The sequence below is a fragment of the Kitasatospora sp. NPDC001539 genome (assembly GCF_040298565.1).
Taxonomy (GTDB): domain Bacteria; phylum Actinomycetota; class Actinomycetes; order Streptomycetales; family Streptomycetaceae; genus Kitasatospora.
Genome location: NZ_JBEPAK010000004.1, coordinates 24,309 through 40,235, shown reverse-complemented (window position 1 = coordinate 40,235; position 15,927 = coordinate 24,309). Strand labels below are relative to the sequence as shown.

Genomic DNA, 15,927 nt, shown 5'->3' with positions numbered 1-15,927 from the left:
CTCCTCAGGCCTCGGCGAGCGGTCCGTAGGCGTCGGGGCGGCGGTCGCGGTAGAACTGCCACTGTTGGCGGACCTGTTCGATCAGGTCGAGGTCGAGGTCGCGGACGACGAGTTCCTCCTCCTTGTCGGAGGCGACGTCGCCGACGAACTGGCCGCGCGGGTCGACGAAGTAGGACGTGCCGTAGAAGTCGTTGTCGCCGTACTCCTCGGTGCCGACGCGGTTGATGGCGGCGACGAAGTACTCGTTGGCGACGGCGGCGGCGGGCTGTTCGAGCTGCCACAGGTAGGCGGAGAGGCCGCGGCTGGTGGCGGAGGGGTTGTAGACGATCTGCGCGCCGGCCAGGCCCAGGGCGCGCCAGCCCTCGGGGAAGTGGCGGTCGTAGCAGATGTAGACGCCGACCTTGCCGACGGCGGTGTCGAAGACGGGCCAGCCGAGGTTGCCGGGCTTGAAGTAGTACTTCTCCCAGAAGCCCTTGACCTGCGGGATGTGGTGCTTGCGGTACTTGCCGAGGTAGCTCCCGTCCGCGTCGATCACCGCGGCGGTGTTGTAGTAGACGCCGGTCTGCTCCTCCTCGTAGATCGGCACCACGACGACCAGGCCGAGTTCACGGGCGAGGTCCCGCATCCGGCGCACGGTCGGGCCGTCGGGGACGGCCTCGGCCCAGCGGTAGTGCTCGGGCTCCTGCACCTGACAGAAGTACGGGGAGTTGAAGACCTCCTGGAAGCCGATGATCTTCGCGCCCTGGGCGGCGGCCTCGCGGGCGTACCGCTCGTGGAGTGCGATCATGCTCTCCTGGTCGCCGGTCCAGCGGGTCTGGACGAGCGCGGCACGGACGATCTGCGACATGGGTACCTCCGCAACTGCGCGGTCCGGCCGGAGGGCCGGGCCCGCGGTCTGAGGGTTGACGGGGCGGGTCTCACCTGCGGTCCCGCGCGGGGACCACAGCCGGTCTACGTGCGTAGAAAGCGGTCTGTCGACGGTAGGCCGGGCTTCGGTGGCCTGACAATACGTCGGCGGTAACGCGTCTGGGGCGATCTCGTTACGCGGACACGCGGGCGGTCGTGGGTGGGATGAAAGGCTCATCTACCCCGCTGGTGCGCTTCTCACTCATGGGCGGCGCTCCCTGCTCGTCCGAGCGACGGCGGCCGGGCCGCGCCACCGGGCGCCGGGAGCCGGGAGCCGGACGCCGGCCGCCGGGCCGCCGGGCCGCCGGGCCGCCGGGCCGAGGATGAACGGGCTGCAACAAGCCGGTGTCCCGGCTTGACTTCCTCCGACGTGCTCGGAAAGGATCCGGTGCATGGAATCGGGCACCACTCTGGTCTGCCGCCTGCACGTCGACCTGCGACGCCAGGCGAGTTCCATCTGTGCCTGTTGACCCTGCCCCTTCCCGCCGGTCCCGCCCTGTGACGTCCGCCAGGGCCCGCGCCGCGCACCCGTACCCGCAGTTCTGACTCCCGCCCGCCCGACGGCAACCGCGCGCCGTGCCCGGTGGTGCCGGGTGGCACCGCCGACCCGCCCCCGCCGGGCCGCACCGCCACCGGCACCCGCCACCACCGGCACCCGCCACCACCGCCGCGGACCGGGCGCACCCCGCCGACGTTCCCGCCGCACCCGAGGACGCCCCATGAGCCTGCCCCTCGCCCCCGAGACCCCGGCCCCCGCCACCGGGACACCGCCCACCGACGACCCGCTGAGCCCGCGGGCCCTGCGCGGCATCGTCCGCGAGCTGGCCGAGCAGCCCGAGCGGTGGATCCACCTGGTCCGGCTCTCCACCGAGGAGCGCTGGTACCGGCGCCTGGTGGCGGAGGCCGACCACGAGGTGTGGCTGATCAGCTGGCTGCCCGGGCAGTCCACCGGCTTCCACGACCACGGCGGCTCGCGCGGCGCGTTCACCGTCGCCCTCGGCGAGTTGGAGGAGCTGTCCCTCGGCGGCCCGGACCAGGGCCTGCTGATCCGCCGGGTCCCGGCCGGCACGGCCCGCGCCTTCGGCCCGGAGTACGTGCACGACGTCCGCAACACCGCCTCCGGACCGGCCGTCACCCTGCACGCCTACTCGCCCCCGCTCAGCTCCATGGCGCACTACGATCTGCGGGCCGGCGGGCTCGTCCGCACCTCGCAGGAAGGACCGGAGCAGTGGTGACCACGATCGACGACCTGGTGGCACGGGCCCGGGAGGGCGTCCACCGCCCGCAGGCCCGGGAGGCGCACCAGGCGCAGTTGCGGGGCGCGCTGCTGGTGGACATCCGCCCCGCGGCGCAGCGGGCGGCCGAGGGCGAGATCCCCGGCTCGCTGGTCATCGAGCGCAACGTCCTGGAGTGGCGGCTCGACCCGACGGGCAGTCACCGCATCCCCGAGGCCACGGGTTACGACATCGAGGTGATCGTGGTCTGCTCCGAGGGCTACGCCTCCAGCCTGGCCGCCGCCTCGCTGCGCGAGCTGGGGCTGCTCCGGGCGACCGACCTGGACGGCGGCTTCGTCGGCTGGGCGGCCGCCGGACTGCCGACCCGCCCCGGCGGCTGAGGGCCGGCGGCTGCCGGGGCGGGCGGCCGTCGGGGACCGGGGTGCGGCCGAGCGGATCGGCAGCCCGTCGCGGGGCTCGCCCCGAGGTGAACTGACTGGCCGTCGGCGCGGCGGAGAACGGCTCGATCCGGGCTGGATCCGGTGCCGGGCCGAGGCCGACCCGGGCTCGACGGCGTGTGCCGTACGGTAAATCACGGACAGGAGATGACGCAGGTCATAGTCTGATCAGAGTTTCCGCCGGTCTGAAGCTGGGCAGCCACGCGGGCGGAAGAACGCCCGGGCGGTCGGAGCCGCCGCCAACCGAACGACCCGACCGTACGACCCCGACCGACCAGCCCGACCCCTCGGCCCGAGCACACGGCCCGACCGAACGACACAGACCGAACGACCGAACGACACAGACGCCGCCACCCCGGGGCGCCCTGACGAGGAAACACCCCGTGATCAGATTCGACGGCGCCGGCAAGCGCCACCCCGACGGCACCATCGCCGTCGAGGGCCTGGACCTGGAGGTCCCCACCGGTCGGATAACCGTCCTGGTCGGACCGTCCGGCTGCGGCAAGACCACGCTGCTGCGCATGGTCAACCGGATGATCGAGCCCACCTCGGGCCGGGTCCTGCTGGACGGTGCCGACGTCGCCGGCCTGGAGCCCGCCAAGCTGCGCCGCGGCATCGGGTACGTGATCCAGCAGGCCGGGCTCTTCCCGCACCGCAAGGTGATCGACAACATCGCCACCGTCCCCTACCTCCTCGGCTGGGACCGCAAGAAGGCCCGCGCCCGGGCCGCGGAACTGCTCGAACTGGTCGGGCTCGCCCCGGAGACCGCCAAGCGCTATCCGTTCCAGCTCTCCGGGGGTCAGCAGCAACGCGTCGGCGTGGCCCGCGCGCTGGCCGCCGACCCGCCGGTGCTGCTGATGGACGAGCCGTTCAGCGCGGTCGACCCGGTGGTGCGGGCCGGGCTCCAGGAGGAACTGCTGCGGCTGCAGTCCGAACTGCACAAGACGGTGCTGTTCGTGACCCACGACATCGAGGAGGCCGTCCGGCTCGGCGACCAGGTCGTGGTGCTGCGCGAGCACGGCCGGATCGCCCAGCTGGCCGACCCCCACACCCTGCTCACCGCCCCCGCCGACGACGGCGTCGCCGCCTTCCTCGGCCGCGACCGGGGCCTGCGCGGTCTGGGGCTGCGCCCCGCGAGCGACGTCCGGCTGCGCCCGCTGGGCGAGGCCGTCCGGTACGACGGCTGGGAGTTGACCCTGGACGACGAGCTCCGCCCGATCGGCTGGATCGACCGCGGCGCCGTCACCGCCGGCCTGCAGCCGGTGGCCGCCTACCACCCGGACCGCGACACCCTGCGCACCGCCCTGGACGCCGCCGTGCTCTCACCGGCCGGGGTCGCGGTGGCGCTGGACGCCGAGGGCCGGGCGGTGGGCACCGCGAACCGCGAGGCGATCCTCGCCGCGCTCGCCCCCGCCGACCGGCCCGAGGGCGCCGCCCGGAAGGACATCGGGACGGACGGAGCCGACGGTGGACGATGAACCGATCGTCCGCTGGTACTGGATCGGCGACCACCTCGGCTACCTCGGGCACCTGCTCGCCGACCACGCCCTGATCGCCCTGGTGCCCGTCCTGATCGGCCTGCTGCTGGCCGTCCCGCTCGGTCTGGCCTGCGCCCGGTTCCCCCGGCTGTACCAGCCGCTCTCCGCCGTCTTCAACATCGTCTACGCACTCCCCTCGCTGGCCGTGTTCGTGGTGCTGATCCCGTACACCGGGCTCGCCACCCAGGCCACCGTGATGATCCCGCTCACCTTCTACGCCCTCGCCGTGCTGCTGCCGACCACCGTGGACGGGCTGCGCGCCGTGCCCGAGGCCGTCCGGCAGGCGGCCACCGCGATGGGCTACGGGCCGTGGCACCGGCTGACCGCGGTCGAACTGCCGGCCGCCACGCCGTACCTGATCGCCGGGCTGCGGGTCGCCGCGGTGTCCAGCATCTCGCTGGCCAGCGTCGGCGCGCTGGTCGGGCGCGGCGGCCTCGGCTACCTGTTCATCGACGGCTTCCAGCGGACCTTCCCGACCCCGATCGTGGCGGGCATCGTGTTGATCGCCGTGCTCGCGCTGGCCGTCGACCTGCTGCTGGTGGCCGCGCGGCGGCTGCTCGCGCCGTGGGCCGTCCGGGAGAAGGGGGCGGGCTCGTGAACTGGCTCGACTGGCTGAGCGACTTCTTCTCCGCCCCGGACCGCCGCAGCGGCCCGGACTCGATCGTGCACCGGGTGAGCGAGCACCTGCTGCTCTCCGGCGAGGCCCTGCTCTTCGCCGCCCTGCTGGCGGTGCCGCTCGGTCTGCTGATCGGCTACACCGGACGCGGCGTCACCGCCGTCACCGCGCTGGCCGGCGCCGCCCGTGCGCTGCCCACGCTCGGCCTGGTGACGCTGGCGGTGCTGCTCGCCGGGGTCGGCGACACCGCCGTGCTGGTCCCGCTGGTGGCGCTCGCCGCCCCACCGCTTCTGGTGGCGGCCGTCGAGGGCGTGCGGGGCACCGACCCGGACGTCCGGGACGCCGCACGCGGCATCGGGCTGACCCACCCGCAGGTGCTCTTCCAGGTCTGCCTGCCCTCGGGGGCGCCGACCCTGCTCGCGGGCTTCCGCACCGCGACCGTCCAGGTGATCGCGACCGCCACGGTGGCCGCCTACGTCGGCCTCGGCGGCCTCGGCCGCTACGTGATCGACGGCCTGGCCACCCGCCAGTACGCGGTGACCGTGGGCGGCGCCCTGCTGGTGGTGCTGCTGGCGGTCGGCGCCCAGCTGTTCTTCGCCCTGCTGGCCCGGTTCGCGCTCCCGCCCGGGGTGCGCGCCCAACGCCAGGCCCGTTGAGGCCCTCCTCCCCATCCGCTCCGGAAGGACAACTGTCACCATGTCGACGATGAAGAGAGGCCGGCGCGCCGTCCTCCTCGCCACCCTCGCCGCGCTCGCCCTGGGCGCCACGGCCTGCGGCTCCTCCTCCAGCAGCAGCAACCCGCTCGGCGGCGGTTCGAGCTCCGCGGCGGGCGCCGGCGCCACCGGGGCCGGTGGCGGCTCCGGCTCGACGGTCGTGGTCGGCTCGGCGAACTTCCCGGAGAACGTCCTGCTCGGCTCGATCTACTCGCGGGCGCTCAAGGCCAAGGGCGTCAAGGTCCAGGAGAAGTTCAACATCGGCAGCCGCGAGGTGCTCTACGGCCAGCTGCAGAGCGGCAACCTGACCGTCCTGCCGGAGTACAACGGAGCGCTGCTCGCCTACCTGGACTCCCGGGCCACCGCCGTCACCACCCAGGACGTGAACGCGGCACTGGCCAAGGCGCTGCCCGCCTCGCTGGGCATCCTCGACTCCTCCCCCGCCGAGGACAAGGACTCGCTCAGCGTCACGCAGGAGACCGCCGACAAGTACAACCTCAAGAGCATCTCCGACCTCGCCGCCAAGGCCGGGGAGTTCACCATCGGCGGCCCGCCGGAGTTCAAGTCCCGCCGCGAGCAGCAGTTCAAGGACGTCTACGGGCTGACCTTCAAGGAGTGGAAGCCCACCGCCGACACCACGGCGAACGCGCTCAAGGACGGCGGCGTCCAGGTCGGCAACGTGTTCACCACCGATCCGAAGATCGTCCAGTACAAGCTCGTCCCGCTGACCGACCCGAAGAACGTCTTCGGGGCGCAGAACGTCACCCCGCTGGTCAACAAGGCGGGTGTGGACGCCACCGCGACGGCGGCGCTGAACGCGGTGTCGGCCAAGCTGGACACCGCCGGACTGACGGCGCTGATGAAGCGGGTCGCGGTCGACAAGGAGGACCCGTCGACGGTGGCCGAGGACTGGCTGAAGGCCAACGGGCTCGCCTGATCCGACGGTACGCGCGGGCAGGGCCCGCCGCCCCCGGCCGGGCGGCGGGCCTTCCCTTCGGCGCCGCGAACATGACAGTGTGGCGCCCATGCGCACTCGTCTCCTCGCCGCCACCCTCACGGCACTCGCCGCGGTGAGCCTCGCTGCCTGCTCCAGCTCGGGATCGGGCGCAGGCTCGGACAAAGCCACCACCGCGGCCGGTGCCCCCACCTCCGCCGCCGCGGCCGCCGCCTCGAGCGGCTCGCCCGCCTCGCCCGGCTCGACACCCGCAGCCCCCGCACCGTCGGGGACCGGCGCCGCGGACGGTGCCACCGGAGCGCCCGCCGGCTCCCCGCCCGGCGCCTCCGCGCCCGGCCCGGACGCCTCGGCCCCGGCCAAGCCCGCGCCGCCCGCCGACGCCGGGCTGCCCCCCAAGCCGGACGCCGACGCCACCGGCAAGGTCGTGGCGGCACTGAACGCGATCGACCCGGCGATCGTCGGCGGCAAGCCCGACCAGGCGGTGGAACAGGCGCGCAAGCAGTGCCAGTCGATGTACCAGTTCCCCAAGGACACCGCGAAGCTGGTCGAACTGGCCGATCGGAACTTCACCTCGCCCGACCACCCGCAGGGTTTCGGCCCCGACACCGCCGCGAAGATCAACGACGCGCTGCGCGCCACCCTCTGCCCGTCGCCGCGGTAGGAGCTTTCGCCCAGAACCGTCCAGCCCCTGGAACCGCCCGGCGTCCTGAGCGCCGGGCAGCCGTGGCCGCGCCCCGCCCGCCGGGTGCGCGGCCACCGGCGTTTTTTCCGGCTCGTCCGCCGCCTTCGCCGGCCCGGGCCGTATGCTGACGAACAGTTAGGTCGCTTGACAGACCTGTGGTCTAGTCCAACCATATGCATGTCGATCCGACCGGAATGCACTGTGGGGGTGTGTCCACCGGCGGCTGAGGCACCGCCCTGCCCCGCTCCGCCCCGCCCCCGCCGCGTACGGCGTGCGCACGTGCGCACCGTCGCCCGCCTCCGCGCGAGTGGCGGGCACCCGTACACCCCCGTGTCCGCACCGCGAGCCGGACCGGGGCCCGCCCGGCCGACCCCACACGGCCGCCGACGCCCCGACCCGCGCCCGATCTCCCCAACGTCCTGCCCCACCACGTCTGTTGGAGGACCCATGCGTCTACGCAGAACCGTCCAGGCCGCGCTGACGGCCTGTGCCACCCTGGCCGCCTCGGCCGGACTGGTCGCCGCCGGAACGGGCAGCGCCCAGGCCGCCACCCCGCTCCCCAGCCGGGTGTTCGCCCCCTACTTCGAGGCCTGGACGGGCCAGAGCCCCGCCACGCTGGCCTCGCAGTCCGGCGCCAAGTACCTGACCATGGCCTTCCTTCAGGCCGCCACCAAGGGCTCCTGCACGCCGTACTGGAACGGCGACGCCTCGATGCCGGTCTCCTCCTCGACCTTCGGCTCCGACATCGCCGCCATCCGGGCCAACGGCGGGGACGTCATCCCCTCCTTCGGCGGCTACACCGCCGACAACACCGGCACCGAGCTGGCCGACAGCTGCACCGACGTCAACCAGATCGCGGCCGCCTACGAGAACCTCGTGACCACCTACGACATCAGCCGGATCGACCTCGACATCGAGGACAACTCGCTGACCAACACCGCCGGGATCGACCGCCGGAACAAGGCCATCAAGCTGGTGCAGGACTGGGCCGCGACCAAGGGCCGCACCGTCCAGTTCTCGTACACGCTGCCGACCACCACCAGCGGTCTGGCCGACAACGGTCTCGCGGTGCTGAGGAACGCGGTCAGCAACAACGCGCGGATCGACGTCGTCAACATGATGACCTTCGACTACTACGACGGCGCCACCCACGACATGGCGGCCGACACCCAGACCTCCGCGCAGGGCCTGTACAACCAGCTCGCCAAGCTCTACCCGTCCAAGACCCCGGCGCAGCTGTGGGGTTCGATCGGGATCACCGAGATGGTCGGCATCGACGACTACGGCGCGGCCGAGACCTTCACGGTGGCGAACGCGGCCACGGTCTACAACTGGGCAGTGTCGAAGGGCATCAACACGCTGTCCTTCTGGGCGCTCCAGCGCGACAACGGCGGGTGTCCGGGCAAGGGCGGCGACGACTCCTGCTCCGGCATCAGCCAGAACACCTGGGACTTCACCCACACCTTCGCGCCCTTCACCAGCGGCTCGACCACGACCAACGACTTCTCGGTCGCGGTGAACCCCGGCTCGGGCACGGTCAAGGCCGGTTCGTCCACCTCCGCGAGCATCTCGACGGCGGTGACGGCCGGTTCGGCGCAGAGCCTGAGCCTCTCGGTGAGCGGCGCGCCGGCGGGCGTCACGGCCGGGGTCAGCCCCGGCAGCGTCACCGCGGGCGGCAGCGCCACGCTCACCGTTTCCACCACCTCCGCGGCCGCGCCGGGCACCTACCCGCTGACCGTGACCGCCACCGGGCCCTCCGGCAGCCACAGCACGAGCTACTCGCTGACCGTGACCGGGACCGCCCCGTCCACCGGCCTGGTCAACGGGGACCTGGAGACCGGCAGCCTGGCGCCCTGGACCTGCCAGAGCGGCGGGGGCGTGGTCTCCAGCCCGGTCCACGCCGGCTCCCACGCCCTCCAGGCCGCGGCCGGCGCGAGCCAGACCGGTGAGTGCGGGCAGAGCGTGACGCTGAAGCCCAACACCAGCTACACCCTGAGCGGCTGGGTGCAGGGCAGCTACGCCTACATCGGCGTCAGCGGCGGCGCCACCGCCAGCACCTGGACCCCGGGGTCTTCCGGCTGGACCAAGCTGTCCGTGCCGTTCACCACCGGCGCCTCCGGCACCGTGACGGTGTACCTGCACGGCTGGTACGGGCAGGGCAGCGTCTACGGGGACGACTTCTCGATCGCCTGACGGTCGAGGCCGGGCAGCGGGAGTTGCCACGGGTGACGGCTGGCGGGCCTCGAGGCCTGTCAGCCGTCACCCGTTCGCCGTTCCCCCTGCCCCGCCGTCCGTCCGGCGTCCGGCGCCCGCCGTCGCCGTGGCCGTCCGGCACAGCGTCACGTACGCCAGCAGCGCCAGCACCCCGCACGCCAGCACCACCACCGCCAGCAGCACCGCCGACGGCCGTCCGCCGAGACTGCTCAGCGGTGCGACCAGCGCGCCGCACAGGAAGTTGCCGGTCCCCAGCAGCGCCGAGGCCGTCCCCGCGACCCGCGGCTCGACCAGGCTCAACGCCTGGGCCGCCGCGTTCGGCAGGACCACCCCGAGACCACCCATCAGCACGAAGAGCGGCACGCAGAACCCGACCAGCCCGAGGTCCCACACGCCCGTCAGCAGGACCAGCGCCACCCCCGCCGCCAGCACCACGGCAAGGCCGCCCAGCATCAGCGCCCGCGCCGTGAACCGCGCGGCCAGCACCCGCCCGTTCAGCTGGGTCACGACGACGATCGACAGCGAGTTCAGCCCGAACAGCAGGCTGTAGGCCTGCGGCGAGACCTGGTAGACCTGCTGCAGCACCGTCGATGACCCGCTGATGTAGCCGAACAGCGCGCCGAAGGACAGCGAGCTGGTCAACGCCAGCCCCAGGAAGGGCAGTCGGCGCAGCAGCCGCCCGATGGTCCGCAACGCCGCGCCCACCCCGCCGCCGTCCCGGGCCTGCGGCGGCAGCGTCTCGCGCAGCGCGCCGAACGCGGCCAGGGCGAGCAGCAGGCCGAGGGCCGTCAGCGCGCCGAAGGTGCCGCGCCACGAGGTGAAGCGCATCAGCTGGGCACCGATGATCGGGGCGAGGATCGGCGCCAGTCCGGATATCAGCGCGATCGAGGCGAGGAAGCGCAGCATCGCCACGCCCTGGAAGCGGTCCCGGGCGACGGCCCGCCCGATGACCAGCCCCGCCGAGCCCGCCGCGCCCTGGACGAAGCGGGCGGCGACCAGCACCGCCAGGTCCGGCGCGAGCACGCACACCACGCTCGACACCGTGTAGACGACCAGTCCCACGAGCAGCGGCGGGCGGCGCCCGAAGCGGTCGCTGAGCGGACCGAACAGGAGCTGGCCGGCCGCGACCCCGAACATCGAGGAGGTGAGGGTGAGTTGGACGGCCGCCGGTTCGGCCGTCAGGTCCTCGGCGATCGCGGGCAGGCCGGGGAGGTAGAGGTCGGTGGTGAGCGGGCCGAGGGCGGCGAGGCCGCCCAGGACCGCGATCGTCGCCCGGCCGGCAGCGGCCCGGCCGATGACGGAGGGGGTTCCGGGCGGGGCTGCGGGAGCGGTCGACGTGTCGCCGCCGGGGCCGACGGTCGGTCCTGGCATGGCTCTCCTCGGGGACGCGATGACGGGGATTCGTTCGCGATCCGTCCTATCGCAGTCCGGCCGGAAAGACGACGGCAGGGGCGTGCCCGGGTCGCTCCTTCCGGCGGAAGACGGCCACCCGCCCGTGCTCCGCGCCACCCGGTTCGCGCGGCGCGCCTCCTACCGCGCGCCTCTGCCGTACGCCGCGCGGCGCGTCTGCTGCCGCGCGCACGACGACGGCCCGCCCGCACCTTCCGGTGCCCGGCGGGCCGCTCCACGCCCGGCCGGGACGGCTGATCCGGGGCCGGCGTCCGGCCGGCGGCCTCAGTTCTTGGCGACGCGCTCGGCCCGCAGGGCCGCCTGCAGGGCCGCGCCGTCCTGCCACGCGAAGAGCTGGTTGCCGGTCAGGGTCACGTCGTAGTGCCCGCAGGTGCCGGACACCTTGGTCGCGACGTCCTCCGGGAACCAGCCGGCCCTGAGCGAGACCGGGATCGGGTGCCGCCCCTTCCCCGGCGCGCCGGCGGTGCAGCCGGCGGGCAGTCGGCCGTCGGGGAGGGTGGCGCGCAGCAGGCGGTCGTCGCCCGTGGTGGACATCAGGTACTTCACCGAGGAGGCGTTGTCCGGCAGCCAGGACGGCATCGAGCGGCGGTCGGCCTTGGCCTGGGAGCCGCTCTCGTACGAGGCCTGCTCCTGGTGCCGCCCGTCCCACCACTCGGACACGCGCGGGCCGACTGCCACGGCCGCCACGGCGACGGCCATGCCGGTGCCCGCGACTCCCAGCGCGACCTTGCTCACGATGCCCTTCATGTCCGACTGCCCTCTCCGTGTCCGGTGCCGATGTGTCGGTTCCCGGCGGGCCGTCACCGGCCCCGCCGGACCCGTCCCGCGGAGCCGTCCGCCGTCCGGGTGTCCCTATCGTGGCCCGGGCGGCACCTTCGGATCGTCACCACGAGGTCGTGGCCTCGACTCCGACCCACGGGGTAGCGTCTCCACCTTCAGGCGTACGTCCCGCCGCCCGGCCCCTGGATAGCCGCTCGGGCTCGCGATCGAGCCTGACCCCATCGCGCGCCCGCCGCAGCCCCGCCTGCTGCACTCGGAGCAGGCGCCACCTCCGAAGCAGCTCCGCCGGACGGACCCACCGGACCGACCCGCCGGACGGCGCGGCGACAGGTCAGGACAGCGCGGGCACCGGCCGGGCCACCGGGAAGGGCCGCCCGTCGAGGGTCCAGTGCGGATCGATGGGGCGCAGCAGGGAGGCGTACACCTGGGCGGCGACGTCCGGGTGGCGGATCTCCCCGGTGGGCGGCCCGGCCGGGATGCCGTGCCCGGCGCAGGCGATCCAGGCGGTCCGCTCCTCGACGCTGCGGCCGCCGTGGCCGCCGGCGTCGACGTGTCCGTGGTCGGTGACGACGATGACGGTCCACTGCTCCTCGGCGTGGGTGGACCGGCCGCGGACGGCGTCGAGCAGCCGGCCGAGGCGCTCGTCGGCGGTGCGCATGGAGGCGCGGTACTCCTCGCCGCAGCCGAGGAAGTGGGCGGTCTCGTCGACGGCGCCGAGGTAGACGAAGGAGGCCTCGGGGTCGGCGGTGGAGAGGACGTGCACGGCCTCCCGGGTGACCTCCTCGTCGACGGCTTCCCAGGCCTCGGGGGTGTCCTCGGCCGGGGCGACGTACGAGAGCCTGCCGGGAGCGCGGAACAGCGGGCCGCCGGACTCGTTGATCATCAGCGGGTCCCAGCCGGCCGCGACGAAGGTGCGGCGGCGGTCGCCGCGGTTCAGGCGGGTGGCGAAGTCGGGGAAGACGTCGAGTCGGTTGCCGGCCAGGTGGTTGCCCCAGACGCCGTGCTTGGCGGGCTCGACACCGGTCACGATGGTGGCCCAGCAGGGCCCGGACATGGTGGGCGTGGTGTCCGCGACGGTCACCGGCACCAGGAACCCGGCCTCGGCGACCTCCTGGAGCCGCGGCATCGCCACCTCGGCCAGGTAGTCGTGGCGGACTCCGTCGATCCCGACGACCAGCACGCGGGGACGGGGCCACGGGGCTGCGGACATGGTGGGGCTTCCTTTCGGTCGTGCACGCCCGGCCGCGCCCGCCGAGGGCGCCGCCGACCGCGCCATGCTTCACGGCCTGCCGTACCGCCCGGCATCGTCGCATCGAACAGCAGGTGTCCGGGAGGTGTCGGGAAGCCGGAAAGCCGCCGCCGGAGGACCGCCGGTGCTCCGGTGCTCCGGTGCTCCGCCACCGTGGCGCCCAGGCGCCCCCTCCCCCTCCCCCCGTGACCGCACCCGCCGTTCAGGCCTGTGGCCGGAACTCGTGGACGACCTCGATCCGGCCGACGATGTGCCGGTTGAACTCCGCCAACTCCTCCGCCGGGACCCAGAGCTCGAGGATCGTCCGACCGCCCGCCCGTTGCACGGGGTAGCGGGCGAGGAAGTCGCTCTCGACCCTGAAGCGCGTGACGTAACCGGCACCGGAGGCGGGCACGTTCCAGTCGCGGGCGATCCGGATCGCGTAGTCCTCGTTGAGGACGGGGTAGAAGATCGGCTGCTCGGGCAGCCGGGGCGGCCAGGCGCGCCAGTCGGCGGCCTCGACCAGCGCCAGCTCCTCGGGGCCGGTGGGGCGCCAGAGGGTGGTGGTCGGGGGCGTCGGGGTGTCCTGGCCGTTCATGGCGGGAACGGTAGCCGGGCCGACGGGGCCCGGCCACCGGGTTTCCGCTGGTCGCCGCGGGCCTGCGGGGCCGTCAGCGGTAGGCCGACTCGCCGGTGATGGCCTCGCCGAGGACCAGGGTGTGGATCTCGCTGGTGCCCTCGTAGGTGAGCACCGACTCCAGGTTGTTGGCGTGCCGCAGCACCGGGTACTCGGTCGTGATGCCGTTCGCGCCGAGGACGGTCCGGGCGCTGCGGGCGACCTCCAGGGCGGTGCGGACGTTGTTCAGCTTGCCGAAGCTGATGTGCGGCGGGCGGGCCGCACCGTCCTCCTTCAGCCGGCCGATCCGCAGGGCCACCAGGTAGGCCTTCTCGACCTCGAGCATCATCTCGACCAGCTTCTGCTGGGTGAGCTGGAACCCGGCGATCGGGCGGTCGAACTGGATCCGGGTCCTGGCGTAGTCGAGGGCGGCGGTGTAGCAGTCGCGGGCGGCGCCGACGGTGCCCCAGAGGATGCCGTAGCGGGCCTCGTTGAGGGAGGAGAGCGGTCCGCGAAGTCCGGTGACCCCGGGCAGGACGGCGTCGGCGGGCAGCACCACCTCGTCGAAGGCGAGCTCGCTGGTGACCGAGGCCCGCAGGGAGAGCTTGCCGTGCACGTCGGTGGCGGTCAGGCCGCGGGTGCCGCGCTCGACGAGGAAGCCGCGCACGCCCTCCTCGGTCTGCGCCCACACCACGGCGACGTCGGCGATGCTGCCGTTGGTGATCCACATCTTGCTGCCGGACAGCACCCAGTCGCCGTTCGGGCCGCCCTTCCGGACGGCCCGGGTGCGCATGTTGGCCGGGTCCGAGCCGAAGTCGGGCTCGGTGAGGCCGAAGCAGCCGATCAGTTCGCCGGCCGCCATGCCGGGCAGCCAGCGCTGCTTCTGCTCCTCGGAGCCGAAGGCGTGGATCGAGCGCATCGCCAGCGAGCCCTGGACGGAGACGAAGCTGCGCAGCCCCGAGTCGGCCGCCTCCAGTTCCATGCACGCGACCCCGTAGGCCACGGCGCCGGCGCCGGCGCACCCGTAGCCGTCGAGGTGCATGCCGAGCACGCCGAGGGCGCCGAGTTCGGGGGCGAGTTCACGGGCCGGGAAGACGCCGCGCTCGAACCAGTCGCCGATGTGCGGGCGGATCCGGTCCTCGGTGAACGCGCGGACGGTGTCACGGATCAGCCGCTCCTCGTCGGAGAGGAGGTCACCGACGGCGAGCAGGTCGGACGGGTCGATCCGGGGCGGCTTCGTCATTGAAGCTCCTTGTAGTCTCAGCGGGATACCGGGGAGTATCCCGCAACCGGCCCGACCGCGGGCGGGCGCGAAGGCGTGAGGAAGACGACACGGGCCCGGGGCGCGCCCGGGCAGGTCCCGCCCGGCCTCACGCCACGCCGCACAGCCGCAGCAGCGCGGCGGTGGCGGCGCCCGCGACGACCACCACCGGGAACGGGGCCCGGCGCCAGGCGAGCACCCCGGCGACCAGGACGCCCGCCGGCCGCGCCCACCCGGCGAAGCCGTGGCCCTGGGTCAGCGTGCCGGTCGCCACCAGGGCGACCAGCAACACCGCCGCCGCGACGGCCAGCAGGTGCCGCAGCCGCTCGGACAGGGCCAGCCGGTGCCCGAGGAGCGGCCCGGCGATCCGGTAGGCGTACGTCCCGGCCGCGAGCAGCAGGATGGCGTAGAGCGGCATCATCGGACCTCTCCCTTCGCGGCCCCGACGGCCGTCACGGCACCCCCGGCCGCCGTGGCACTGTCGGCCGCCGTGGCAGTGTCGGCCGTCGCGGCACCCCCGGCACCCTCGGCAGACGTCCCGGTGGTCCCGGCGGCCCCGGAGGAGGCGTCCCCCGCACCCGGCCGCCCGGCGAACAGCAGCCCGACCAGCGCCAGCAGCACCGGCAGCCCGGCCGGCAGGTACGGAGTCGCCCCGACGGCCACGACCGCGCCCACCAGCGCCGCCGTACGGGTCCGGCGGTCGGTGAGCGAGGGCAGCACCAGCGCGAGCAGCACCGCCGGGAAGGCCGCGTCCAGGCCCACCGCGTCCGTGTCCCCGATCAGCCCGCCCGCGAGCGCCCCGAGCGCCACCGCGAGGTTCCACACCACGAACAGTCCGACGCCGCAGATCCAGTAGACCGCCCGGCGCCGGCGCGGCTCGTGCTGCTGGAGCGCGAACGCGGCGGTCTCGTCGGTGAGCAGGTGCGCGCCCAACAGCCGCTGCCACCACGGGCCTCGGAGGACATCGCCGACGGCGAACCCGAACGGCAGCATTCGGGCGTTGAGCACCAGCCCGGTGGCGACGGCCGCGAGCGCGCCGCCGCCGGACAGCACCACGCCGACGGCCGCGAACTGCGAGCCGCCCGCGAAGACGAGGACGGAGAGCGCGATCGGCACCCAGATGGGCAGGCCACCGGAGATGCTGATCGCGCCGAAGGAGGCGCCGACCAGGGCGTCGGCGAGACAGACGAGAGCGATGTCACGAAGCGTGGCACGCTCCACTGTTCGGAGTAGCGAACACATGTACAACAGAGTGAACCCCACAGCGCTGTTCGTCAAGGCGAACGAACCGGACGACAACGCGAACGTTCGGGGCGCTCGCGGCCGGTCGTGGCAG

At 73.8% G+C, this 15,927-nt stretch carries 17 protein-coding genes; 9 read left to right on the top strand and 8 right to left on the bottom strand.

Annotated elements, in window-relative coordinates; all coding sequences use genetic code 11:
* Positions 1-4 precede the first annotated feature (4 nt).
* On the bottom strand, positions 5-847 hold the full coding sequence (locus ABT247_RS01895; protein WP_350736393.1) for a nitrilase-related carbon-nitrogen hydrolase: 843 nt from the start codon (positions 845-847) through the stop codon (positions 5-7).
* A 451-nt stretch (positions 848-1,298) separates the two neighbouring features.
* On the opposite strand from ABT247_RS01895, the gene ABT247_RS01890 reads away from it, so the two are divergent.
* The 9 genes from ABT247_RS01890 (at position 1,299) to ABT247_RS01850 (ending at position 9,275) form a co-directional block, all read left to right on the top strand.
* Positions 1,299-1,376, top strand: coding sequence for a putative leader peptide (locus tag ABT247_RS01890; RefSeq protein ID WP_350736542.1), 78 nt, complete (start codon positions 1,299-1,301; stop codon positions 1,374-1,376).
* Positions 1,377-1,625: 249 nt separating this feature from the next.
* Positions 1,626-2,141 (top strand): cysteine dioxygenase, encoded by a 516-nt coding sequence (locus ABT247_RS01885; protein ID WP_350736390.1) that lies wholly within the window; start codon positions 1,626-1,628, stop codon positions 2,139-2,141.
* A complete protein-coding gene (locus ABT247_RS01880) occupies positions 2,135-2,521 on the top strand; it encodes a rhodanese-like domain-containing protein (RefSeq protein ID WP_350736387.1) in 387 nt (128 codons plus the stop codon). Before ABT247_RS01885 ends, ABT247_RS01880 begins: the two co-directional genes overlap by 7 nt.
* Before the next feature lie 440 nt (positions 2,522-2,961).
* Positions 2,962-4,056, top strand: coding sequence for an ABC transporter ATP-binding protein (locus tag ABT247_RS01875; RefSeq protein WP_350736384.1), 1,095 nt, complete (start codon positions 2,962-2,964; stop codon positions 4,054-4,056).
* Positions 4,046-4,714, top strand: coding sequence for an ABC transporter permease (locus ABT247_RS01870; protein WP_350736382.1), 669 nt, complete (start codon positions 4,046-4,048; stop codon positions 4,712-4,714). Before ABT247_RS01875 ends, ABT247_RS01870 begins: the two co-directional genes overlap by 11 nt.
* Positions 4,711-5,388 (top strand): ABC transporter permease, encoded by a 678-nt coding sequence (locus ABT247_RS01865; RefSeq protein ID WP_350736379.1) that lies wholly within the window; start codon positions 4,711-4,713, stop codon positions 5,386-5,388. The genes ABT247_RS01870 and ABT247_RS01865 overlap by 4 nt, the downstream gene beginning before the upstream one ends.
* A 49-nt stretch (positions 5,389-5,437) precedes the next feature.
* Positions 5,438-6,382, top strand: coding sequence for an ABC transporter substrate-binding protein (locus ABT247_RS01860; RefSeq protein WP_350736376.1), 945 nt, complete (start codon positions 5,438-5,440; stop codon positions 6,380-6,382).
* Between the two features lie 88 nt (positions 6,383-6,470).
* Positions 6,471-7,061, top strand: a complete 591-nt coding sequence (locus ABT247_RS01855) for a hypothetical protein (protein WP_350736373.1) — start codon at positions 6,471-6,473, stop codon at positions 7,059-7,061.
* 468 nt (positions 7,062-7,529) lie between these two features.
* Positions 7,530-9,275, top strand: a complete 1,746-nt coding sequence (locus ABT247_RS01850) for a glycosyl hydrolase family 18 protein (RefSeq protein ID WP_350736371.1) — start codon at positions 7,530-7,532, stop codon at positions 9,273-9,275.
* A 66-nt stretch (positions 9,276-9,341) separates the two neighbouring features.
* Here the strand turns inward: ABT247_RS01850 and ABT247_RS01845 are convergent, their stop codons facing one another.
* From ABT247_RS01845 to ABT247_RS01815, 7 genes are all read right to left on the bottom strand, one after another.
* A complete protein-coding gene (locus ABT247_RS01845) occupies positions 9,342-10,667 on the bottom strand; it encodes a multidrug effflux MFS transporter (protein ID WP_350736368.1) in 1,326 nt (441 codons plus the stop codon).
* Positions 10,668-10,970: 303 nt separating this feature from the next.
* The gene (locus tag ABT247_RS01840; protein ID WP_350736365.1) at positions 10,971-11,453 is read right to left on the bottom strand and encodes a hypothetical protein; all 483 of its coding nucleotides are present in this window, start codon (positions 11,451-11,453) and stop codon (positions 10,971-10,973) included.
* Positions 11,454-11,817: 364 nt separating this feature from the next.
* A complete protein-coding gene (locus tag ABT247_RS01835) occupies positions 11,818-12,696 on the bottom strand; it encodes an alkaline phosphatase family protein (protein WP_350736362.1) in 879 nt (292 codons plus the stop codon).
* A gap of 241 nt (positions 12,697-12,937) precedes the next feature.
* Positions 12,938-13,312 (bottom strand): hypothetical protein, encoded by a 375-nt coding sequence (locus ABT247_RS01830; RefSeq protein ID WP_350736359.1) that lies wholly within the window; start codon positions 13,310-13,312, stop codon positions 12,938-12,940.
* A gap of 73 nt (positions 13,313-13,385) precedes the next feature.
* Positions 13,386-14,573 carry an acyl-CoA dehydrogenase family protein gene (locus tag ABT247_RS01825; protein ID WP_350736354.1) on the bottom strand — a complete coding sequence of 396 codons (1,188 nt, stop codon included), beginning with the start codon at positions 14,571-14,573 and terminating at the stop codon, positions 13,386-13,388.
* Between the two features lie 127 nt (positions 14,574-14,700).
* Positions 14,701-15,009, bottom strand: a complete 309-nt coding sequence (locus tag ABT247_RS01820) for an AzlD domain-containing protein (RefSeq protein ID WP_502892364.1) — start codon at positions 15,007-15,009, stop codon at positions 14,701-14,703.
* Entirely contained in the window at positions 15,009-15,812 is an 804-nt protein-coding gene (locus tag ABT247_RS01815) for an AzlC family ABC transporter permease (RefSeq protein WP_350736349.1), read from the bottom strand. Before ABT247_RS01815 ends, ABT247_RS01820 begins: the two co-directional genes overlap by 1 nt.
* Positions 15,813-15,927: the final 115 nt, after the last annotated feature.